Origin of the sequence: Arthrobacter bambusae (genome assembly GCF_022606295.1) — a bacterium.
GTDB lineage: Bacteria > Actinomycetota > Actinomycetes > Actinomycetales > Micrococcaceae > Arthrobacter > Arthrobacter bambusae_A.
This window is the reverse complement of sequence record NZ_JAHHZS010000007.1, coordinates 127,166-148,138: the sequence shown is the minus strand read 5'-3', so window position 1 is coordinate 148,138 and position 20,973 is coordinate 127,166. Positions and strand designations below refer to the sequence as shown.

Annotated in this window: 21 protein-coding genes; 5 read left to right on the top strand and 16 right to left on the bottom strand. The window is 65.6% G+C overall.

Features of this window, described 5'->3' with window-relative positions:
- Nucleotides 1–55 precede the first annotated feature (55 nt).
- Both KNN17_RS07185 and KNN17_RS07180 read right to left on the bottom strand, forming a co-directional pair.
- Nucleotides 56–1,537, bottom strand: a complete 1,482-nt coding sequence (locus tag KNN17_RS07185; RefSeq protein ID WP_241708108.1) for a purine-cytosine permease family protein — start codon at nucleotides 1,535–1,537, stop codon at nucleotides 56–58.
- A 135-nt stretch (nucleotides 1,538–1,672) separates the two neighbouring features.
- Entirely contained in the window at nucleotides 1,673–2,434 is a 762-nt protein-coding gene (locus KNN17_RS07180; protein ID WP_241708107.1) for a FadR/GntR family transcriptional regulator, read from the bottom strand.
- A 93-nt stretch (nucleotides 2,435–2,527) separates the two neighbouring features.
- Here KNN17_RS07180 and KNN17_RS07175 point away from each other — a divergent pair, with 93 nt between their 5' ends.
- From KNN17_RS07175 to KNN17_RS07160, 4 genes are all read left to right on the top strand, one after another.
- The gene (locus KNN17_RS07175; RefSeq protein WP_241708106.1) at nucleotides 2,528–3,406 is read left to right on the top strand and encodes a carbon-nitrogen hydrolase family protein; all 879 of its coding nucleotides are present in this window, start codon (nucleotides 2,528–2,530) and stop codon (nucleotides 3,404–3,406) included.
- 10 nt (nucleotides 3,407–3,416) lie between these two features.
- Complete coding sequence (locus KNN17_RS07170) at nucleotides 3,417–4,766, top strand: APC family permease (RefSeq protein ID WP_139359579.1); 1,350 nt, start codon at nucleotides 3,417–3,419, stop codon at nucleotides 4,764–4,766.
- Between the two features lie 54 nt (nucleotides 4,767–4,820).
- Nucleotides 4,821–5,621 (top strand): carbon-nitrogen hydrolase family protein, encoded by an 801-nt coding sequence (locus tag KNN17_RS07165; RefSeq protein WP_241708105.1) that lies wholly within the window; start codon nucleotides 4,821–4,823, stop codon nucleotides 5,619–5,621.
- A gap of 81 nt (nucleotides 5,622–5,702) precedes the next feature.
- Nucleotides 5,703–7,154, top strand: coding sequence for a purine-cytosine permease family protein (locus KNN17_RS07160; protein ID WP_241708104.1), 1,452 nt, complete (start codon nucleotides 5,703–5,705; stop codon nucleotides 7,152–7,154).
- A gap of 31 nt (nucleotides 7,155–7,185) precedes the next feature.
- Here the strand turns inward: KNN17_RS07160 and KNN17_RS07155 are convergent, their stop codons facing one another.
- Both KNN17_RS07155 and KNN17_RS07150 read right to left on the bottom strand, forming a co-directional pair.
- Nucleotides 7,186–8,772 (bottom strand): arylsulfotransferase family protein, encoded by a 1,587-nt coding sequence (locus tag KNN17_RS07155; RefSeq protein WP_241708103.1) that lies wholly within the window; start codon nucleotides 8,770–8,772, stop codon nucleotides 7,186–7,188.
- A gap of 219 nt (nucleotides 8,773–8,991) precedes the next feature.
- Nucleotides 8,992–9,507: a (R)-mandelonitrile lyase gene (locus tag KNN17_RS07150; protein ID WP_308196778.1), complete on the bottom strand. Its 516-nt coding sequence runs from the start codon at nucleotides 9,505–9,507 to the stop codon at nucleotides 8,992–8,994.
- Between the two features lie 53 nt (nucleotides 9,508–9,560).
- Between KNN17_RS07150 and KNN17_RS07145 the strand changes: the two genes are divergently transcribed.
- Complete coding sequence (locus tag KNN17_RS07145) at nucleotides 9,561–10,784, top strand: S53 family peptidase (protein WP_241708102.1); 1,224 nt, start codon at nucleotides 9,561–9,563, stop codon at nucleotides 10,782–10,784.
- A gap of 73 nt (nucleotides 10,785–10,857) precedes the next feature.
- Here the strand turns inward: KNN17_RS07145 and KNN17_RS07140 are convergent, their stop codons facing one another.
- Genes KNN17_RS07140 through KNN17_RS07085 form a run of 12 tightly spaced genes read right to left on the bottom strand, consistent with a single transcriptional unit; the run spans nucleotide 10,858 to nucleotide 20,872 of the window.
- Nucleotides 10,858–12,030: a flagellar hook protein FlgE gene (locus tag KNN17_RS07140; protein ID WP_241708101.1), complete on the bottom strand. Its 1,173-nt coding sequence runs from the start codon at nucleotides 12,028–12,030 to the stop codon at nucleotides 10,858–10,860.
- A gap of 43 nt (nucleotides 12,031–12,073) precedes the next feature.
- Nucleotides 12,074–12,532: a flagellar hook assembly protein FlgD gene (locus KNN17_RS07135; protein ID WP_241708100.1), complete on the bottom strand. Its 459-nt coding sequence runs from the start codon at nucleotides 12,530–12,532 to the stop codon at nucleotides 12,074–12,076.
- Nucleotides 12,533–12,548: 16 nt separating this feature from the next.
- A complete protein-coding gene (locus tag KNN17_RS07130; RefSeq protein ID WP_241708099.1) occupies nucleotides 12,549–14,027 on the bottom strand; it encodes a flagellar hook-length control protein FliK in 1,479 nt (492 codons plus the stop codon).
- Complete coding sequence (locus KNN17_RS22400) at nucleotides 14,027–14,803, bottom strand: C40 family peptidase (protein WP_274619672.1); 777 nt, start codon at nucleotides 14,801–14,803, stop codon at nucleotides 14,027–14,029. The genes KNN17_RS07130 and KNN17_RS22400 overlap by 1 nt, the downstream gene beginning before the upstream one ends.
- A complete protein-coding gene (locus KNN17_RS07120) occupies nucleotides 14,800–15,225 on the bottom strand; it encodes a flagellar FliJ family protein (RefSeq protein ID WP_078106343.1) in 426 nt (141 codons plus the stop codon). Before KNN17_RS07120 ends, KNN17_RS22400 begins: the two co-directional genes overlap by 4 nt.
- A complete protein-coding gene (locus KNN17_RS07115) occupies nucleotides 15,222–16,553 on the bottom strand; it encodes a FliI/YscN family ATPase (RefSeq protein WP_241708098.1) in 1,332 nt (443 codons plus the stop codon). Before KNN17_RS07115 ends, KNN17_RS07120 begins: the two co-directional genes overlap by 4 nt.
- Nucleotides 16,550–17,164: a FliH/SctL family protein gene (locus tag KNN17_RS07110; RefSeq protein ID WP_241708097.1), complete on the bottom strand. Its 615-nt coding sequence runs from the start codon at nucleotides 17,162–17,164 to the stop codon at nucleotides 16,550–16,552. The genes KNN17_RS07115 and KNN17_RS07110 overlap by 4 nt, the downstream gene beginning before the upstream one ends.
- Nucleotides 17,154–18,182, bottom strand: a complete 1,029-nt coding sequence (gene fliG, locus KNN17_RS07105; protein ID WP_241708096.1) for a flagellar motor switch protein FliG — start codon at nucleotides 18,180–18,182, stop codon at nucleotides 17,154–17,156. Before fliG ends, KNN17_RS07110 begins: the two co-directional genes overlap by 11 nt.
- The gene (gene fliF / locus KNN17_RS07100; RefSeq protein WP_241708095.1) at nucleotides 18,179–19,798 is read right to left on the bottom strand and encodes a flagellar basal-body MS-ring/collar protein FliF; all 1,620 of its coding nucleotides are present in this window, start codon (nucleotides 19,796–19,798) and stop codon (nucleotides 18,179–18,181) included. The genes fliG and fliF overlap by 4 nt, the downstream gene beginning before the upstream one ends.
- Nucleotides 19,798–20,139, bottom strand: coding sequence for a flagellar hook-basal body complex protein FliE (gene fliE / locus KNN17_RS07095; RefSeq protein WP_241708094.1), 342 nt, complete (start codon nucleotides 20,137–20,139; stop codon nucleotides 19,798–19,800). Before fliE ends, fliF begins: the two co-directional genes overlap by 1 nt.
- The gene (locus KNN17_RS07090; protein WP_241708093.1) at nucleotides 20,139–20,531 is read right to left on the bottom strand and encodes a flagellar basal body rod protein FlgC; all 393 of its coding nucleotides are present in this window, start codon (nucleotides 20,529–20,531) and stop codon (nucleotides 20,139–20,141) included. The genes fliE and KNN17_RS07090 overlap by 1 nt, the downstream gene beginning before the upstream one ends.
- Nucleotides 20,531–20,872 carry a flagellar basal body rod protein FlgB gene (locus KNN17_RS07085; protein ID WP_078106350.1) on the bottom strand — a complete coding sequence of 114 codons (342 nt, stop codon included), beginning with the start codon at nucleotides 20,870–20,872 and terminating at the stop codon, nucleotides 20,531–20,533. The genes KNN17_RS07090 and KNN17_RS07085 overlap by 1 nt, the downstream gene beginning before the upstream one ends.
- Nucleotides 20,873–20,973: the final 101 nt, after the last annotated feature.

The following is a 20,973-nucleotide window of genomic DNA, read 5'->3' as shown; positions in this document are numbered from 1 at the left end:
GCGAGCGTCCGCCGAAAACACCCCAAAAGTGAGCGAGCGTCGGAGGGGGCAGAGACTAAACTGACGCGGCGTTCGGCACGGAACCGGCTAGCGGAGCTTCTGCCTCCGAGGCGGGTTCCGTCGGGTAGACCATCTCGGCCGGAGCGTTGGAGTTCCTCTTGGCCAGCGGATAGAACACGATTGCCGTGACCACGAGGCCTACGAGCCAGGAGATGTCCGCCCCGCCCAGAAGGTCCGTCATCGGTCCGGTGTAGAGGGTCTGCGCCAGGAACGGGATCTGGACGACGATACCGATCGCGTAGCTGAGCAGCGCGGTCTTGTTCCAGCGCCCGTAGCGCCCGTTCAGGTCATACAGGGCCGGAATGTCCACCTTCTCCTTGGAAACCAGGTAGTAGTCCACCAGGTTAATGGAGCTCCACGGGATGAAGACCATCAGCAGGAGCAGGACGAAGTTCTTGAAGTTGGCGATGAAATCCGGGGAAGCAAGGACGGCGATGAGCACCGAGAGCCCGATAAAGCCGATCACGTAGGCAAACCGGGTCCATGAAGCTACTGCGGACTTGCGGGTGAACGCCGTGACCGAGGTGAGCATGGTCATGTAGCCGCCGTAAGCGTTCAGCGTGTTGACGGTAAGTTTTCCGGTCACGATCACCAGGTAGATGACCACCGCGATCAGTCCGCCGCCACTCAGGTTCCCGAGGAAAGCGACCTGGCCGTCCAGGAACCGTGCCCCCTTGGGCAATGCGAGGGCAGCGAAGAGCGCTCCCAGGGTCATCGACCACTGGGACCCAATCACCGTGCCGAGGTACGCCGACATGAAGGTCTTGCGTGCCGGGGTTTTGGACGGCAGGTACCGGGAGTAGTCGGCCACGTACGGGCCGTAGGTCAGCTGCCATCCGGCGCCAAGCGAGATGGCGAGCAGGAAGGTGGGGAACTCGAAACCGCCGGCACCCAGGAGTGCGCCGACGTCCTGGCTGGTCAACAACCTGATGCCCAGGTAGGTGAAGCCGAGGACACCCACGACGGTCGCAATGCGGCCCAACATGTGGATGTACTTGTAGCCCAGGGTCGCCACGACGATGGTCAGCACCCCGAAGACGACCATGCCCACCGCCGGGGTGTCCGTGTGGAGGATGAGGCTGATTGCTTGTCCTGAGAGGACCGTTCCGGTCGCCGCGAAGCCGAGGTACATCACGACCACGAGCACCAAGGGAATCACCGCCCCGAAGATCCCGAACTGCGCACGGCTGGAAATCATCTGCGGCAAGCCGAGCTTCGGCCCCTGGGCCGCATGGAGCGCCATGACCGCGCCACCCAAGAGGTTTCCGACCAGGAGGCCGATGATCGCCCACAGCGCATCGGCGCCGAACAGTACGGCCAAGGCGCCGTCGACAATGGCCGTGATCTGCATGTTCGCCCCGAACCAGAGCGTGAACTGCTGGCCCGGCGAACCATGGCGTTCATTTTCCGGGACAAAGTCGATGGAACGACGCTCAACGCGTGGCCCGCCTGATCCCGTTTTTCCTGTGGCCTGCATGCCTAATCCTCACTTTGACAACCGAAGTCCGATGTCCCCAACTGAGAATCAATCAGAGCATGCCAAGTGATACCGATCACGGAAAGGCGTCCAGGATTAGTCCGAAATCCCGGACGATAAGGCAAGAGCCGTCGTTTACCCCATTTTGCGGCCATCGCCGCCGGCTAGGCCCATGAACATCGTCTTGTGCAACACGTCCACGTGCCGCCGCGATACCTCCACGGCCGCGCGATCGTCGCCATCCCGCAGGGCGTTCACGAGCGCTATGTGGTCACGGTTGGATTCGTGGAGGAACTCGATCGGGTACGGGATGAAGTAGGCATAGAGTTCCGCCAACGCCTCGTTGTAGACGTCGACCGCCGCTCCAAGGCCCGACGACGCCGCGACCAGCCTGTGAAACCGCTCGTCGGCCTGGTGGTATTCGGACCAATTGCTTGACCCGGCCATTTCCTGGGTAAGCCGTTCCAGCTCGTCAAGTTGGGCCACCGTGGCATTGACTGCGGCGAAGTGGGTGACCGCGCATTCGAACAGCAGCCGGCGGTCCACCAACCGGTTCACGGCAAGGGATTCCGCGGGCGAAGCAGCGAGCTGCTCAAGCACCTTCTGCGGCGGCTCATCAGCGACAAAGGTTCCGCCGCCGCGCCCTCGACGGCGGACAACGACGCCCTGGTCAGCCAGACTGGCCAGGGCCCTCCGCGCGGTGATCGGACTGACCGACAGGCCCAGCGCGACGTCTTGCTGGTCGGGCAGCCTCTCCCCCGGCTGAAGCAGCCCCAAGGAGATGGCCATTCCGATCCGCAACCGTACGGCGTCGATGGCGCTCCGGCGGTCGATACCGAGCAAAGGGGCAGCATCGATGGGAGAGTCGCCGGTGGCGTCCTCGAGCTGACGGGTCATATCCGCTACTTTACGTGGCAAAATCCACCTTCCTTTTATTTGATCATTATGATCTAATATGAGGCGAGTCACAACGACAACGTGGAGAAACCAGTGCAACGCATCCTTCCCCTCATCGCCGCCCAAGCGGCACCCCGACTGATCGGCGAGCCGATCCAGGCCTTCGCGGACGAGGTCGCGGCCGCCGTCGCGATCCAACCGGAAAGCAAGCTCGTGGTCTTCCCGGAACTGCACCTTTTCGGGGATTCCAACCCGGACCTGCAGCGCACGGAAATGCTGCAGGACGCGGCCGAGCCGCTTGACGGTCCCCGCGTCAGCGAGCTACGGCAGCTCGCCGCGGACCTGGGGATCTGGCTGGTTCCGGGCAGCGTCTGCGAGCGCGGACCCGAGGGGCAATTGTTCAACACCCAGTTGGTCCTTTCCCCGGAAGGCGGCCTTGCCGGGTACTACCGCAAGATCTTCCCTTGGCGCCCCTTCGAACCCTACGACCCCGGCGACCGGTTCACGACCGTCGACCTGGAAGGGATCGGCCGGGTGGGCCTGAACATTTGCTACGACGCCTGGTTCCCCGAGGTGACCCGCCAGCTGGCGTGGATGGGCGCCGAAGTCATCCTCAACGTCGTCAAAACCACGACGCCGGACCGCAAGCAGGAACTCGTCCTCGCCAAGGCAAACGCGATTGTGAACCAGGTCTTCATGGTCAGCGTCAATTGCGCGGGCCCCACCGGCAAGGGCCTCAGCCTGATCGTCGACCCCGAGGGAAACACGATAGCCGAGGCCGACGACGACGCCCCCACCCTTCTCGCCGCGGAACTGGACCTCTCCGCCGTCGAGCATGTCCGCACGCACGGGACCGAAAACCTCAACCGTCCCTGGTCCCAATTCCGCCCCGGCGAGCCGCCCATTGACCTGCCCGTCTACCAAGGCCGCATCGACCCGACCACGTGGACCCCGCGGTCCTCCGACTCCTAAGGAACCACCGGTGACAACACAACCGAGCCTCACGCGCGCCCTGAAACTGCCCTCGCTGGTCCTGTTCGGCCTCGCTTACCTGACCCCGCTCATCGTGCTGGCGATCTTCGGGGTGATCGCCGAAACCACCGGCGGAGCATCCCCGTCGGCGTATCTGGTGGCCATGGTCGCCATGCTCTTCACCGCGCAGAGCTACGGCCGCATGGCGGTTGCCTATCCGGTGGCCGGCTCCGCGTACACCTATATCAGGCGCTCCATCGATTCCCGGATCGGCTTCCTGGCCGGTTGGGCCGTCCTGCTGGACTACCTGTTCCTGCCGATGGTCATCTGGCTCATCGGGGGCTCCTACCTCACGGCGCAGTTCCCGGATATTCCCATCGGGGTCTGGATTGTCGCGTTCATCGCAATCACCACGCTGCTCAACGTGGTTGGCGTCAAGGTGGCTGACAAGGCCAACTACCTCCTGATGGCATTTCAGCTTCTGGTGATAGTCCTTTTCGTGGCCTTGTCGGTTGGAACCTTGGTCTCGACCTCCGGCGCGAGCGCCCTGGTCAGCACCGCTCCGTTCTTCAACGACACGTCGAGCTTCGACAAGATCACGGCCGGCGCCGCCATCGCCGCGTACTCGTTCCTCGGCTTCGACGCCGTGTCCACCCTCACCGAGGAGACCATCGAGCCAAAGAAGACCGTGCCGAAGGCGATCATGCTCGTGGCACTCATCGGCGGCGCGATCTTCGTGGTCGTGTCCTACACGACCCAGCTGATCCATCCCGGCGGGGTGTTCGACGATTCGGCGTCGGCGGCGTCTGACATTGCCCTGAAGATCGGCGGGCAGTTCTTCGGCGCCGTTTTCCTGGCGGGCCTCGTGGTGTCCCAGTTTGCCTCCGGACTCGCGGCACAGGCCAGCGCCTCACGACTGCTCTACGCCATGGGCCGGGACTCCGTCCTGCCGAAGAAGATCTTCGGAGCGCTGAACAAGTCCTTCCACACGCCGGTATTCAACCTCGTCATCACCGGCGCCGTGGGACTCATCGCCATGTTCCTGGATGTCGCCACCTCGACCTCGTTCATCAACTTCGGCGCCTTCACCGCCTTCACCCTCGTCAACGTCTCGGTCATTGCCTACTACCTGCGCCAACGTCGCTCGGGGCACCGGCTCAGCGTATTGTTCTACGTGGTCATGCCGGCGGTGGGAGCCATCATCGACGGGTTCCTGCTCTCCCAGCTCGATTCGAATGCCATCACGCTGGGCCTGATCTGGCTCTGCGTCGGCGTCGTGGTGCTGGGCATCATCACCAAGGGGTTCCGGAAGGCGCCGCCGGAGATGGTGATGGAGGAAAAAGAACCCGCCCTTGTGTGAAGACTGGCCACAGTGTTTCCCGGGTCACAGCACATAGGGAGAAATGAGGAGTACGTGCGCATCACCCTAGCCCAGATCGATTCCGGCACGGACGTCAGCCGTAACCTCGACCTCATCGCGGATTACTGCGCACGGGCAGCCGACGAGGGCTCTGAACTCGTGGTGTTCCCGGAGTACTCGACGTACGAGAAAAGCCGGGTGGACCGGAGCTTCGTGGACATGGCCGAACCCCTTGACGGCCCGGTGGCCGCACGACTCTGCGCGACGGCGGCACGTGACGGGATCGCCGTCGTCGCCGGCCTCCTGGAAGCGTCCGGTGAGCCCGAAGCGTCCGGTGAGCCGGACCGGGCGTTCAACACCCTGGTGGCGATCGGTCCGGACGGTTCCCGCCTTGCCAGCTACCGGAAGATCCATCTGTTCGACTGCCAAGGCTTCCGCGAGTCGGACTACATCAAACCGGCACCTGAGCCGGTGCCCGTCACTTTTTCCTGCGGCGGCATGACCTTCGGATTGATGACCTGCTACGACCTCCGCTTCCCCGAGTTGGCGCGCGTCCTCGCCGACGCCGGCGCCGAGGTGCTCCTCGTCTGTTCCTCTTGGGTTCCCGGCACGGCCAAGACCGAGCAATGGGCAACCCTGGCCAAAGCCCGGGCCATCGAGAACGGGGTGTACGTGGCGGCAGTCTCCCAGACTCCTCCGGTGTCCATCGGCTACAGCATGCTCATCGATCCCCTGGGCACTGTCCTGCATGGCCTCGGCACGGAGCCGGCCTTCGCGACGCTTGACCTTTCACCGGATGCCGTCCAAGCAGCGCGGGACCAGTTCCCTACGTGGCGGCACCACCGGATCCCCTAGTAATCCCGCGACCTCTTCTAGGCCGCCCCACTCTGTGCTAAACCAAAGTCAAGATGCACGATGCTCCGAAGGAGAAACGCGATGAGCACTACAACGGACAAAGGATCAGGCCGAGGGCTGGAGGTCCGCTCGATCGACTATGTTCCCTTGGACGAGCGGCACGGCAAGGTCTCCCACATCGGACCGCTGTGGTTCGTCAGCAACGCCCAGATCGCCACCTTGGCGGTGGGATTGATCAGCATTACCACCGGCGGCAACCTGATCTGGTCCCTGCTCGCGATCGCCATCGGCGTGCTTGTGGGCACGCTGTTCATGGCGGCGCACTCTTCGCAGGGCCCGCAGCTCGGCTTGCCGCAGATGATCCAGTCCCGGCCTCAATTCGGGTATATCGGCGCCCTGCTGGTGTGGCTCTTTGCCTATCTTCAGTACGCTGGCTTCAACATCTTCAACACCATCCTGGCCGGCCAAGCCATCTCGGAATCAGTGAACTTCGGATCCCAAAACCTCTGGTTCTGGGTGGTCACCATTCTCGCCGTCGTCATCGCATTGTTCGGCTACGACCTCATCCATGCCTTTGAGCGATACCTCACGTACTTGACCATTGTCATGCTGGCGCTGCTCACCATTGCAGCCGTCAAACTGGTCATGCCTGCCGGCGCATACAACCTGGCTGACTTCCACTTGGTGCCGTTCCTTGGCCAGCTGGGTGTCGCGGCCGGCTACCAGATCTCCTGGGCCATCTACGTCTCGGACTACTCCCGCTACCTTCCGCCGGCCAGCGGACGGGGCACCTTCCGGTGGACGTTCTGGGGCAGCGCACTCGGCGGTATCTGGGTGATGTTCCTGGGCGCGTACATCGGTGCTGCGGCCGGGGAGAACTTCGAAACCATCGGCTCGATCAAATCCACCGCCGACCAGCTCTTCGGCGGCTTCGGTGGAATCGCCTTGTTCGTCGCCGCCCTGGGCCTGCTGTCCGTGACGGCTTTGAACATGTACGGCGGTTCGCTGACCCTGATTTCGTCCATCGACAGCGTGCGCCAGATCCGGCCGACGCTGAGGATCCGGATCATCACGATCTCCATCACCGCCCTGATTTCCGTGGTCCTGGCGAACCTTGCTTCGGCCGACTTCCTCGCCAACTTCAACGACTTCCTGCTGTTGGTGCTCTACTTCTTCATCCCGTGGACTGCCGTCAACCTGACCGACTACTTCATTGTCCGCAAGGGCCACTATGCCATCGCGGAGATCTTCAAGCCTGACGGGATCTACGGACGCTGGGGCTGGCCTGGCATCATCTCCTACCTGGTCGGCTTTGTGGTGATGATCCCCTTCTTCTCTGCCGGCAAGCTCTTCGTCGGATTCATAGCCCACGCCCTCGACGGCGCCGATATCTCGCTGTTCATCGGACTCCCCGTCTCTGCCGGGCTGTACTGGCTGATGACGCGGCGCATCGACGTCGACGCAGAGACCCGCCTGGCCAAGGCAGAAGCGGAGGAGGTAGAGGCAGCAGCGCACGAACACCTGCTGCCGTAACGCGGTCCGACAGACTCAGGCCGTTGCGATCTCAGGCGGTTGCGATGACCGTCGACCTCGCCAAAACGTTGCCGGACTTGTCCAAGGCCTCGACGGCGGCCCTCGGCGCGGCGGCCACCGCCGTCGAGGTTTCAAAGCCGCGACGCGGCACCGTCACTGCTTCGGACAGCGGCCCGGAGCCGGCTCCGGTCAGGAACCTCCACTTGGCGACCTCGGTTGCGCCATTCCAGCTCGTGTAGAGCTGCATCGTGGACCCGTTGCCCGGAACCGCGGCCAAGTCGGGGACGGTGTCCGGCCGGCCCGTCCACGGCGAGCGGTAGGTGCGGTAGGAGGCGTCACCCAGTCCGGTCGCCTCGAACACCGCTTTCCCATCGGGAGTGAATTCAGTGGCGGCCGGATCTGCGCCCCAGCCGACCAGGACATGCCCGTTATCCAGGAACTGCAGGTTCCCTTCGGCGTCGCCCCGGTGGCCGCCCCGGCTGAACTCCTGCTTCACGACGGCGGTGCGCGCCTTTTCGTCGACGGCGAGGAGCAGCCCGCGCGACGTTCCGGTGGTGCCCTGGTTGTAGTGGTTGTCGAACATGCTGATGATGCCGTTGGGCCGGCGCCGAACATCATGTTGCCAAGCGAAGACCGATTCAGGGGTCATCGAGAAGTCGCTGCGCTTCCCGCCCAGCCGCCAACGGATCTTCCCGTCGGAACGGCCGATCAAATAGGCGGTGTGCGTGTGGCGGGACGAAACCAGGAGTGCGTCCCCGCTCTCGTCCACGGAATTGAGATGGAACGGATCGAACGCTTTCGTGGCATCGGAGCCGTCGGCCTTGGGGTTGTCGGACGGGCGCAAATAGGACTCAATCAGGTCGATATGGTCCGAGGCGGTCCAATCGAAGAGGACCTTGCCGGAACGGATGGCGACTTCCTGCACATGGCAATCAAACATGTAGCCCTGCGCTGGACCGCCCACTGATGTCAGGTCATGCTGGACGGTCGGGTAGGAGATCATCAATGCCGTCCCGGCGGGGGTGATGGTGAACTCGTGCAGATCCGCTTGCAGCCCGTTGCCTGTGTTGACCTCGGCCACGGTGCGATAGTGGATGTCCTTGACGACGCCCTTCCCCGCGCCGTGTCCGCCGGTTCCGATTCCCGTCCAATAAGTCAGTACCGGCTGGCCTTCGAAGGCTTGCACGCGAAGGTCCGTCACGCCGGAGCCGGTCGGTTCCATCCATATCGGTTCCCCATGGTTGTCCATGATCAGCCCGTTCGAGCCATGGCCCATCGGTCCCACGAACAGCAGGCCCGCGCCGGTAGGTCCGGTGGCCCAGCTGGCAACGCGGGCAGCGGTCAAAGCGGTTGAGACGAAGCTACGGATCGCCGGAGCGGAAGCCGTGCTGCCCGCCGACGGCGTCGGTGACGCTGCCGGCGTCGGTGTCGCCGCGCTGACCGGGGCCGTACCGCCGGGCAACACGCCCGTCCTCGCGATGCCTAGTCCGGCGACTATTCCCGCGCCTGCCATCCCCGCCCCGGTGAGGAATCCACGCCGGCTGACCCTGAAGCGGGACCCGCGGTTTTCCCGCAAATCTGCCCGATCGCCACTCCCAGACTCCGTGTTCTGCTCCATCCCCTCAGGATAGAACTGGAATACAGCACGGGAACCGGACAGAAGCTGCAAGTTTGCTGTAAGAGCGCGGAGCGGGACCTCGATGTGTGGCGGGGTCTGTCACGGCGTCACACGGAGCAGGTTTTTGTTCCCTCTCATCCACCGCGAGCCCCGGACTCCGGGGTTTCAGCGCAGCCGCATTGCCAAAAAGTTGCCTCACGTGACGCGGGTGGAGGCGGACTATTGGCTGATGTGGGCGTGCGCGGCTTGGTAGTCCTGGTCGCTGACGGGTTCAAGCCACGTGGCGCTCATTCCGTTGTCGTGCTCCACCAAGGCCACGTGGCACATCATGTTGTCACGTGTTCCGCCGTGCCAGTGTTCCTCGCCGGGCGGGGTGTGGACCGTGTCCCCGGCACGCATGAGGATCACGCCGCCGTCGCGCGTAGCGACGAAACCGACGCCGTCGGTGCAATGCAGGGTCTGGCCAAAGGGGTGGGAATGCCAGTTGGTGCGGGCCCCGGGGGTGAAGCGGACCATCGCCGCCACGAGACGCGACGGCGCCTCGCCGTTGTGGAGGGGGTTGAGATAGACGTCTCCCGTGAACCTCTCCGTCGGGGCTTTGGCCGTGCCTGCTGAAACGGGTACTGCAAGTGCCGGTAACCCAACGGCGCACCTCCGCACCGCCGTGGCGCATGGGACCGTGGAGGTGGATGTGACATGGGTGACAATAGTGACGTTTGGTGCGAAGCTTGTCACGCGAGTTGACTATTCTGTCAACTCGGGTCTCATTTGATCCTCAGGGAGAATTCGTGAAGAAGATTCTTAGCGTTTCCGGGGCGTTGTTGCTGTTGCTGGGTGCGGTCTCAGCAACAGCGCCGGCGGCAGTTGCCCAACCATCTCCGTCCGCCAATTGGCATGCGGAGAAGGCCTGCGCCGATGTCCCAGCCGGCTCTGCCTCGTGTTTTGCGCTCAAGTACGTCGATGATTCAACGACCGCGGGCCAAGCGCATGGAGGACAAGCCAAGCCTGCTTCGAGCACGCCACCCGCCACCGGCAAGACCCCTGCGGATATACAGAGCGCTTACAACATCACCGGCCTCCAGTCCGGCGGCCGAACGGTCGCCGTCGTGGATGCCTACGGCTATCCGAACCTTGAACGCGATCTCGGCGTTTACCGCTCACAGTTCGGCCTTCCGGCATGCACGGTCAGCAACGGCTGCCTCACGATCATGGACCAAAACGGCGGGAACAAGCTCCCCAGGTTCAATTCCGGGTGGGCTGACGAGACCTCCCTCGACGTCGACGCCATCTCGGCAGCGTGCCCGGACTGCAAAATCCTGGTGGTACAGGCGACAACAGCCGGCCTCACCGATCTTGGTACAGCCGTATCGACGGCCGCCAAGCAGCCAGGCGTCGCGGCGATCTCCAACAGCTACGGTGGCGGGGATTCGGCGGACTCCAGCTACGGTGCGTACTACAACCACCCGGGCATCGCCGTGACAGCGTCAACCGGTGACAACGGGTACACCGGCTCGTCCTACCCTGCGTCCTCGAGCTACGTCACCGCGGTGGGAGGCACCTCGTTGGTCAAGAACTCCAGTTCACGCGGGTGGGGCGAATCTGCCTGGTCCGGCTCTGGATCGGGATGCTCAAGTGTCAACGCCGCGTTGCCGGCGGCTGCCACCTTCGGCACCGGCTGCAGCAAGCGCGCCTCAGCGGACGTCTCCGCCGTCGCAGATCCGCAGACCGGCTTGGCAGTGTACGCACCGAGCAGCAGCACCACCTCGTCATGGGCCCAGTACGGAGGCACTAGCCTCTCCTCGCCCCTGATCGCGGCCATGTATGCGCTTTCCGGGAACACCGGCAGCTCCTCGGCACTGGCCAACTCCCTCCCCTACACAAACTCGGGGCACTTCAATGACGTCGCCTCGGGTTCGACGGGCACTTGCTCCACGAGCCAGTGGTGCCTCTCCGGCACCGGATGGGACGGGCCCACAGGCGTCGGCACTCCGAACGGGGTCGCCGGACTCTAGATATGCGGTAATCGCCCGAAGGGTGGCCGGCGTCCAAGGGTGCCGGCCACCTTGCTTTTAAAGGGCAGCATCACTAGTGCTTAAGGTTTGTCAACTCCTGGAGAACCTCATCCGAGGTGGTGATGATGCGGGCGTTGGCCTGGAAGCCGCGCTGGGCCACGATCAGGTTGGTGAATTCCTGGGAGAGGTCCACGTTGGACATTTCCAGGGCCCCGGCAGTCAGGGTACCGAGTCCCGCGGCGCCCGGGGCACCCAACTGGGCCGCGCCCGAGTTGGCGGTAGCCACGTAAGTCGAGCTACCGGCCTTTTCAAGGCCGCCGGGGTTGGTGAAGCGGGCAAGGGCCACCTGTGCCAACACCTGCTTGGCACCATTGCTGAACGAGCCGATGAGTGAGCCGTCGCCGCCCAGGGTGAAGGACTCCAGATTCCCTGCCTCGGATCCGTTCTGGCTGCCGACCGTGAGCGTGCTCATGGAGGCAAAGCCGGTCACGGTGGACATGTCCACCGTGATGCCGCCGACGGTCATGGCACCGCCCGAGGTCAGCGCACCGTTCGCGAACGTGAGGGTCGTGTTGCCTGCGGCGCCGTTGGCGTCCGCCCCGGCCACATCCCAACCGCCCGCAGAGCGGCTGAACGTAAGCGTCAAGCTGCGGGAGGCGCCGTCGGCGTCGTAGACCTTGACTTGGCGCTCCACGCTGGTCCCCACGGCCGCGTCGGACGGCAGGTTTCCGTCCAGAGAGGCCTTGGTGGTGGCGACCGCCGCCGACGTGGTGTTGGGCGAGAGGGCGATGGGGCCGATGGGACCCCCCTGGTTCACGACGCCGTTGGCGGCGGACCAGCCCTGCAGGATGCCGCCGTCGGGACTCACGAGCCGGCCGGCCGCGTCCATGTCGAAGGCGCCGGCGCGCGTGTAGAGCTGCTGGCCGGCCTTGCTGGTGATGAAGAACCCGTCGCCGGAGATCATCATGTCGGTGGCGCGCCCGGTGCTCTGCGATGAGCCCTGGCTGAAGTTGGTGCTGATTCCCGCCACGCGCACGCCCAGGCCGATCTGGGCGGGGTTGGTGCCACCGGTTTCAGTCTGCGGGGCCCCAGCGCCCTGCGTCATCTGGGAAAGCGTGTCCTGGAACTGGGTGGAGGAAGCCTTGAAGCCGGCGGTGTTCACGTTGGCGATGTTGTTTCCCGTGACGTCCAGCATGGCCTGGTGGGCACGGAGGCCGGAAATTCCGGAGTACAGCGAACGAAGCATGGTGTTGCCTTTCTTCGGGTGGTTCGGGGAGTCTTATGGAGCGTCAGGCGGTGGGCGACGGAGCCGGTGTGGGCGACGTTGCGGCCGTCATCCCGCTGATGGAATCGAGCGGAACGTTCACTCCCCCGACCGCCACGGTGGGGGTTCCGGCAGCGAAGGAAACCGAGCTCGCGACGCCGGAGCCCTTCGTCCCGTCCGGGAGATCGTAGCTGACGTTGTGGCCGATGATCTGTGCCGCAGCGCTGCGCATCTGGAGCGAAAAGCTCTCCTTGGCGTCGGCGGTGAGTTCCGTCATTTTTTCCATCATGGACAGCTGGACGGTCTGGCTCATCATCTGGTTGGTATCCATGGGTGAGCTCGGATCCTGGTTCTTCAGTTGTGTCACCAGCAGGGACATGAACATGTTCGAGTCCATGGACTGCGCGGGCGCGGACGCGGCGGTTCCGGCTGCGGTGGTTCCAGGCTGGACTCCGCTGCTTGCCGCGATGGCTTGGATGGTCACTATTGGGTCTCCTTCATCAGACAAGAATGTCCAGGCTGCTGGTACTGCTTCGGGGAGGTACGACGGCGGTCCGCGGCAGGCGAACCGGCTCGCCGTCGCTGCCGCGCGGGAAGGCGGGGCTATCGGCCGGGCGTCGGTCCCGGGGGTCCGAGCCTCCCGCGCCGGCATCGGCCGGAGCGTTGTGTTCGGACAGGTCGAGGCTGGCGCCGAAGCCTGATTCGCCGAGTCCGCGCCGCAGTTCCGGCAGGATGCTGCGCACTGCCTCGCGGCCTGCTTCTCCGGGGGCGAACAATTCGATCCGCACCCCTGAACCGTCGATATGGGCCCGGACCGTCAGCGGGCCGAGGTCTTCCGGGGACAGCTTCAAGGTCATGACATGGGCGCCGGGCGCCGCCGAGGCCAGGGAGAACAGCGGCCCGGACACTTGTGGCACGAGTTTCGCCGGGTCTGCCTGGGGCGTGAGTGGTGCCATGCCTGCGGGGGCCGCCGAAGGAGCTTCCTGGAGCGGCGACGCTGGCTGCACCACCACCGGTATCCCAGCCGGAATCCCCGCAGGAATCCCCGCAGGAATCCCCGCAGGAAGCGCGAGTGCCGGGGCGGCGGGAGTGTCCTGCCCGAGGATCCGCTGTGGCTCCTGCTGCGTCGCAGGTTTCCCGGCGGGAAGTGCGACGGCGGTGGCGGACTCGCCTGCCGGGGCCGCGGTCGCGTTGACCCCGGGTTCGGGGCCGGCGGGCAACGGTTTAGTGGGCAGCGCGGTTCCGGGGAGGGGGCTCGCGGGCAACGGGCTCGACGGTTGAGTGCCGGCAGGCTGCAGACTGGCCGGCAATGGGCTGGCCGGGATCTGACCGGTCTGGCGTGAGCTTTGACCAGGCTTTCCGACCAGCACTGCCGGCACAGAGGGAGCAGGGACCAAAAGAGGAGGGACCACAGGCCCTTGGGCCGAAGTACCGGGGGCGTTCGAAGGCGCCGGGTTTGCCGTCAGCGCCGCCTGGATGCTGCCCGTATCCACCCCTACGGCAAGGCCTGCCGTGGCCAGCGTGCCTGCAACCACTCTGGCCGGCGCCGTACCGTCAACCACGCCGACTTTGACCGGCACAGCGCCGCCCGAGCTGCCCGTCTGCGGAGCAGCGGTCCCGGCTGCGGGACCGCCGGCTGCGGCCGCGCCCGCAACAGCACCTGCCGCAACAGCGGCAACAGCACCCGCAACGACACCTGCCGCATCCACAGCACCCGCCGCATCCACCGTGTCCTTGGGGACCTTCGTCCCCTCCGGCTTGGCGGCTCGGGCGAGCGGCACGGTACCGTCGGCTGCGGGCTTCCCCTGCGCGCCGCCGTCGGGCGCTTGCTGCGCGGGCCCATCGGAGGTCTTCGCGTCCGATGCCAGCACGCTGTTCATCACTGACTCGAAACCGGCGGAGGCGCCAAGCTGCGGCACCAGTGGAGAGCCCGGAACAGCCGGACGCGGGGAGGCCGCAACGGCGGGAGGCAACTGCATCACGAGCCTCCCGCCGGGACTATGCGGCGGATCGCGGTCAAGTTGGACTGCTGTTCCCACGCATCGCGGATCTGGATGGTCTGGCCGGGGACGGGAGCGTCGATCGCTTTGCCGTTGCCAAGGTAGATGGAGATGTGTTCGCCGCCGAAACTGACCAGGAGGTCGCCGGGCTTGGCCTGGGCCAAGGACGCCACCGGCGTGCCTTGGCGCATTTGATCGCTGACGACGCGCGGCAGATTGACGCCGAGATCCTTGAAGACGCGCTGCACGAAGCCCGAGCAATCCATGCCAACGGCCGGGTCCGTGCCGCCCCACACGTAGGGCACGCCCACGTATTTCCTGGCGTCAGCCACTACGGCATCGCCGGTGACACCGCCGGCGGCCGTGCCGGTTCCGACCCCCGAAAGCACTCCGAGGCCCGCAATGCCGGAGAGCGCGGCATTGCCGGGGAGGGCTGCAACGCCGGAGAGGCCCGCAGTTCCCGCGAGACCCGCGGTGCCGTCGAGGCCCGCGGTGCCGTCGAGGCCCGCGGTGCCGTCGAGGCCCAAGGAAGAAGCGAACTGGCTGACGTCCGGCGTCGTCGATCCCCCGACGGCGGTGCTCAGCGCTTGCGCGAAGGACGCCGCGTCCGTCGAAGAGGCCGTACCCGCGGAAGGGTCGGCCGTCGCGGAAGGGTCGGCCGTCGCGGAAGTTGCTTGCGGGCTGATGCCTTGGCTAAGTTGCTGCAACACCGATTGGATGCTTTGGATGCGCCCGATGGCCTCCGCCATGCTCATGAGGTGGCCTTCCGGTGCCACGCGGAGGACGCGATCTCGTCCAGCACGCTTTGTTCGGCGTGCAGCGCGTAAGCCTCGAAAGCGGCGCCGTGACGGGTTTCGAGTTTCTCCAGTCCCACGGCCCGGCGCTTTGCCTCGGTGTATTCGGCACGGGCCTCGGCGGCTTCAGCTTCCGCGCTGGCGGCCAAGGCGTCAAGCTCAGCCAACATGCTTTGCGCGGACGCGCGGGAGGCCGCGATGGCCAGGAGCGACGCGGAGCTTCCGGGATCTCCGGCGGATTCGGCCAGCTCTTCCCGGGCGGTAGCGCGCCGGGATCGCAAGGACGCGGTCCGGGAGTTGGCGCGCGCCAGGCCGCTGGCAGCGGCATCCTGCTGGGTCTGGCGCAGGCGCAACAGCCCGGCCAGGGAGAACTGACGGTTCACGCGGCTCCTTCGAGGCTTGCGGAGAGGCGGAAGAGTTCCGGCCACGACTCGCTGTACGGGGTGGAATCGTCCATGCTTTGCTGCAGGAACCCGTTGATGGCGGCTTCATGGTCCAGCGCCGCGTCAACCAAGGGATTGCTGCCACGGTGGTAGGCCCCAACGTCGATCAGGTCCTGCGTGCTGCGCCGCGCGGCGAGGACCCTGCGCAGGGAGGCCGCGAGCGCAGTGCGATCAGCGGAGTTGACCTTGGAAGCCACGCGGGACACCGATCCAAGGACGTCCACCGAGGGGAAGTGCCCCGTGACGGCGAGCTTCCGGTCCAGGACCACGTGTCCGTCGAGAATCGAGCGGGCGGCGTCGGCGATCGGTTCGTTGTGGTCGTCGCCGTCCACCAGCACCGTGTAGATACCGGTCACGGATCCGGTTTCGGCGGTGCCGGCGCGTTCCAGGAGCCGCGCCAGCACGGAAAAGGTCGACGGCGGGTAGCCGCGGGTGGCGGGAGGTTCTCCGGCGGAGAGGCCGATTTCGCGCTGGGCCATGGCCACACGGGTCAGCGAATCCATCATGAGCACCACGTCCTGGCCGGCCTCGCGGAAGGATTCGGCAATCCGGGTGGCCGTGACGGCGGCGCGCAAGCGCATCAGGGCAGGTTCATCGGACGTTGCAATAACCACCACTGAACGGGCCAGGCCTTCGGGACCGAGGTCATCTTCCAGGAACTCCCGCACTTCGCGCCCGCGCTCCCCCACCAAGGCAATCACGGAGACTTCGGCGTCGGTGCCGCGGGCGATCATGGACAGCAGCGAGGACTTGCCGACGCCCGAGCCTGCGAACAGCCCCATGCGCTGACCGCGGCCAAGAGTGGCCATGGTGTCCAGGACACGGACGCCCGTCTGGAGCGGGGTGTCCACCCGGGCGCGGTGCATCGCGGACGGGGCTTCGTTGTCCAGGGGGACCATGGGACTCGCGGGCAATGGGCCCTTGCCGTCGATCGGACGCCCGAGCCCATCCAATACCCGCCCGAAAAGGCCGCGGCCGGTAGGGACCAGGATCGGAGCGCCTTTGGAACGGGCCGGGTCTCCCGCGGCCACTCCGGTCAACCGTCCCAGCGGCATGCAGCGCACGGCGCCACTGACTGAGGCGACCACTTCGGCGTCGAGTCCTGGGGCCTCACCGATGGTGACCAGATCTCCCACCGCGCAGTCCAACCCGGAGACCTCCAGGCCGAGGCCGAGCACGGACGTCACAGTGCCCACCCGCTGCGGTGCCGCGGCGGCGAGGGCTGCGCGGAAACGGCCTGCGTGCGGCCGGTATGCGGTAAGGCTCATGCGTCGTTCCCCAACAGGGCTGCTTTGGCCCTGTCCACCGCGGTACCGAGCCGGGCGTCGAGCCAGCCCTGCGGATACTCCGCGATCGCATCGCCGCGGTCCAGTGCGGGATCGGCCTTGAGTTCGACGCCGGCCACGCTCCCGATGTCGACGGCGGTCAGCGCGGCGAGGTCCTCCGGGTGGAGCCGGACAGTGGTCACTGTTTGCACGTCGGAAGCCGTTGCCAGGGCCCGGGCCAAAGCGGCGCGGGCGGTGTTCGCGCCGTCGTTGAGCTCGTAGCCCAGGATGGCTTCGGCGAGTTCCATCGCACCGGCTGCCAAGACGTCCTGTGCTTCCTCCAGCACGGCGCCGCGGCGCTGCCGGGACTCGGCGGCCGCCGCTTCGAGCGCACGGACAGCGTGCCCCACGGCCAGGCGCCCGGCGTCGAGCATTGCGCGGTGTTCGGCTTGAAGCTGTTCCCGGAGACCCAGCTGTTCGGCGGCCGCTGCCCGGATTCCGGCCGCGTAGCCTGCCGCGTGTCCCTGGGTGTACCCCCGGTCCTCCTTGCGTGAGCTCGTGGCCGGCTGGATGTCCGGGAAGACCACCCTCCGGAGTCCGGCCTCAGTAGACATAGTCGTCTTCTTCGCCGCGCCGGACCACGATGGCGCCTTCGGCCTCAAGCTCACGGATGGAACGGACAATCTCTGCCCGCGCCTCTTCAACCTGGGAGGCGCGCACAGGCCCGGCGGAAGCCATCTCGGCTTCGAGGATTTCGAGGTTGCGCCCGGAAACGTTGGTGCGCACTGCCTCGAGCACCGCGGCGGGCGCACCCTTCATGGCGACGGCGAGCACTTCGGCATTAACGCCGCGCAGGATCTGCTGGATGTCGCGGCGTTCCAACTTCACGATGTCCACGAACGTCAGCATCCGGGCGCGCACTTCCGTGGCCAGCTCCGGATCGAGGGTTTCCAGGCCTTCCAACACGGAGCGCTCGGTGTTGATGTCGGATCGGTTGATGATGTCGACGAGGGGTTGGATGCCGCCCACAATCTCACTCGACTTCCTTTGCGACATGACGGCTCCGGCGCGAACCTTGAGGGTCTCGGCCACGATGCCTACGGCTTCCGGCGAAGCCATCCCCATGGTGGCGATGCAACGGGCCACCTCACTCCGTTGCACGTCGCCCAGGCCGGCCATGACGGCGGATGCCTTGCCTGGCCGCAAATGCGCCAGGATCAAGGCAATGGTCTGCGGCATTTCGCCGTCGATGAGGGCCAGGAGCTGGCCGGGATCCATCATTTCCAGGAATTCGAAGGACTTCCCGGCCATCGTGGATGCGAGACGGTCCATGAAACCGGCGGCTTTGTCCGCACCGAAGGACGCTTCCAGGAGCCCGACGGCGAATTCCTGGCCGCCGCGGGCCGTGCGGCGCCCGCTGACCGCAAGGTCGTGGAATTCTGTCAGGACATGGTCCGCCACGGCTGACGAGACGCGGCGCAAGCGCACGATCTCGCCCGCGATGTCCTCGGCCTCGGACTCTGAGAACTGGGTCATGAGGGAGGCTGCGCTGGCCGGGCTCATCTGCATCAGCACCACGGCCACCTTCTGGGCGCCGGTCAAGCCGCCGACGTCCAACTCCCCGGCCCTCATACCGGCTGCCTTTCATCCATGAGTCCCCGCAGGTAATCGGCGGTCCGTGCCGGGTTCTCGGCAACCATGGCCTCAATCTGCGCCCGCCGCCGTTCGCCGTCGAGAGCTTCGGCTCCGGACATCGGCAACGCCGGAACCGGATGCACAGGCGGCAGTTCGATCGCCGACGTGGCGGGGGGCCCTTCGAGCGCCGGAGCGGACACCGCTGGGGGCAGCATCTCGTAGTCCATCCGCTCGCCAAGGTCGACGGGCTCGCGGCGCTGGCGGCGGCGCAGGAGGATCAGCACCAGCACAATCAGCGCGACCACGGCCAGCAGGACGCTTCCGGCCAGGATGAGGGTATTCATCAAATCCGACTGTTGCTTGGCATCGGCTTGCGCTTTTGCCGCGCCCAGCGCCTGTGTCGCTGCGTCTGCAGCGGAAGTGCTGAAGGGCAGCACCTCAACCGTGACCACGTCGCCGCGGGTGGGATCGACGCCGGCCGCGGAAGTGACGAGCGCCTTGACGGAGTTGACGTTGAGTCCGGCCGCCGCGGCCTGGTTGATGGCGACGGAGATCGTCTGGCGTTTGAGGGCGCCTTGCGGAATGGTGCGGTCCTCCGTGACCTTGTTGACGGCGTTGTTCTTGGTGGTGTCGCTGGAGTCGAAGGTCCCGTTGCCGTTGGTGCCGCCCGGCACGGCAATGTTGTCCGGGCCCAGGACACCGGAGGCGCCGCCGCCGGTTCCCGTGTACTTCTCGGTCTTGGTGCTCTCGCTGAGCGGAGCGGCATCCTTGGCGGTGGAGAAGGTCTCGCTGCGCTGCTGCGCGGACTCTGCAGTCACGTCGGCCGCGACCGCGACGGTGGCGTTGCCGGGGCCGACTACCCGGTCCAGGACGGCCTTCACCGAATCGGAGGTGCGTTGCTGGTAGTCGGCGGCTTGCTTGGACGAGGACCCTGTGGCTCCCCCACCCACAGTGGAGAGGACGTTGCCTTGGGAGTCCACCACGGTCACGTTCGTTGGCTTCAGGTTTTCGATCGCCGCCGAGGTCAAGTGCACGATTGCCTGGACCTTATCTGCGGACAGGGTGATACCCGGCTGCGTTTCCACGAACACGGATGCCGTGGCGTCGGGAGTCGTAGCGGTGAACACCGTTTTTGCCGGAAGGGCGAGCTGAACGGCGGCGGTCTTGACGCCGTCCATGGCCTGGATGGTGGTGGCGAGTTCGCCCTCAAGCGCGCGCTTGTACGTCACGGTCTGCTGGAATTCGGAGGAGGTCACTCCGAGCTTGTCCAGCAGCGAATAGCCGGTGGCCGCGGCCGCCGGCAGGCCCGCCGCGGCCGCTTTCAGCCGTTCGTCGTTGACCTTGTCGTCGGGGACAAGGATGGTGGAACCGCCGTTGCTGAGCTCGTACGGGACGTTGTCCTTGCGCAGCTGCTCCACGATGCTGTTGGCGTCCGTGTCCTTCAAGCCCGAGAACAGCGGCGAGTAGGACGGCTTCCCCAACCATGCTGACAGGGCCACTCCGCCGAGCACCAGGACGGCGATGCCGATGATGGCGATGGTGCGCTGCCCGGCGGTGAAGCCCTTGAATCCATCGCCTATCTTGCGGAAGAAAGCGGCAATCTGTGGGGGCATCAGGCCTGCATCCTCATGATCTCGTTGAACGCGTCAACGCCCTTGTTCCGTACCGTGGAGACAAGCTCCATGGTGATCTGGGCGCGCGTGGCGGCGATCGTCGCTTTGTGGATGTCGTCGAGGTTGCCCGTCACCGCAGATACCGCCAGCTGGTTCGACGTCGATTGCAGTGACTGGAGGTTGTCCACGGCACCGGTCAGCGCCGTCGCAAAGCCGTTGCCGCCCGCCGCCCCGGTGGTTCCGCTGACGCTGTCTGTGCTGCCCAGGTAGCCGGTGCCGGTGACGCCCTGCACGGAAAGACCCCCGCTGCCCTGAATTGCGCCGATCGGGTCCAAAGCCATCAGGATTTTCCTATCTCGAGCGCTGCTTGGTAAGTCTCACGGGCACGGTCGACAACTTGCGCGTTGGCCTGGTAGCCGCGTTGCGCCACAATCAGCGCACCCATTTGTTCGGAGAGGTCGATGTCCGGGTAACGCACGTACCCCTGGGCGTCGGCAAGGGGATGGTCCGGTTGGTACACCAGCCTGCCGGTGGCACTGCCCTGGGGGGTGCTCTTGACGTACACACCGTTTCCATCGCTGCCTTCGGCGGCTTCGACGTAGCGGGCTTGGAAGGCCTTGCCGCTGGTGCGGGACACGTCGTTGATGTTCGCGAGGTTGTCCGAGACGGCATCGAGCCACTTGCGGTGGACAGTCAGGGCGGAGCCGGCAATGCCGATCGCGTCGAAAGTCATCAGCTGGTCCTCAGGGCCGTGCGGATCGCGGTGAATTCGTCTCCGACGGCCCGGGCCGCGAACTGGTAGCGCAGGACGGTGTCCACGTTGGAGAGGGTTTCCGTGTCCAGGTTCACGTTGTTGCCGTTGAGCTGGGTGGGTTCCTGCGACGTAGACACCGTGGGTGCAGCGTAACCATTACCGGCGCTCACCGAGGCCGCGAGCGCGTCTTCGAACTGCACCCTTTTGGCGTGGTAGTTCGGGGTATTGATGTTCGCGATGTTGTTGGCGATGGTGTTCTGGCGCAAGGAGAGCCCATCCAGGGCGCTGCCAAGCGCAACAGAAGTCACTGAGTCGAACACGTCGGCCTGCCTTCGCGAATAGATATGAAGAGGCCGATCCGTGGCCGTGCATCGAGCAATCCCTGCTCAACTTCCACCATCGGCACGCGCCGAGGATCCGT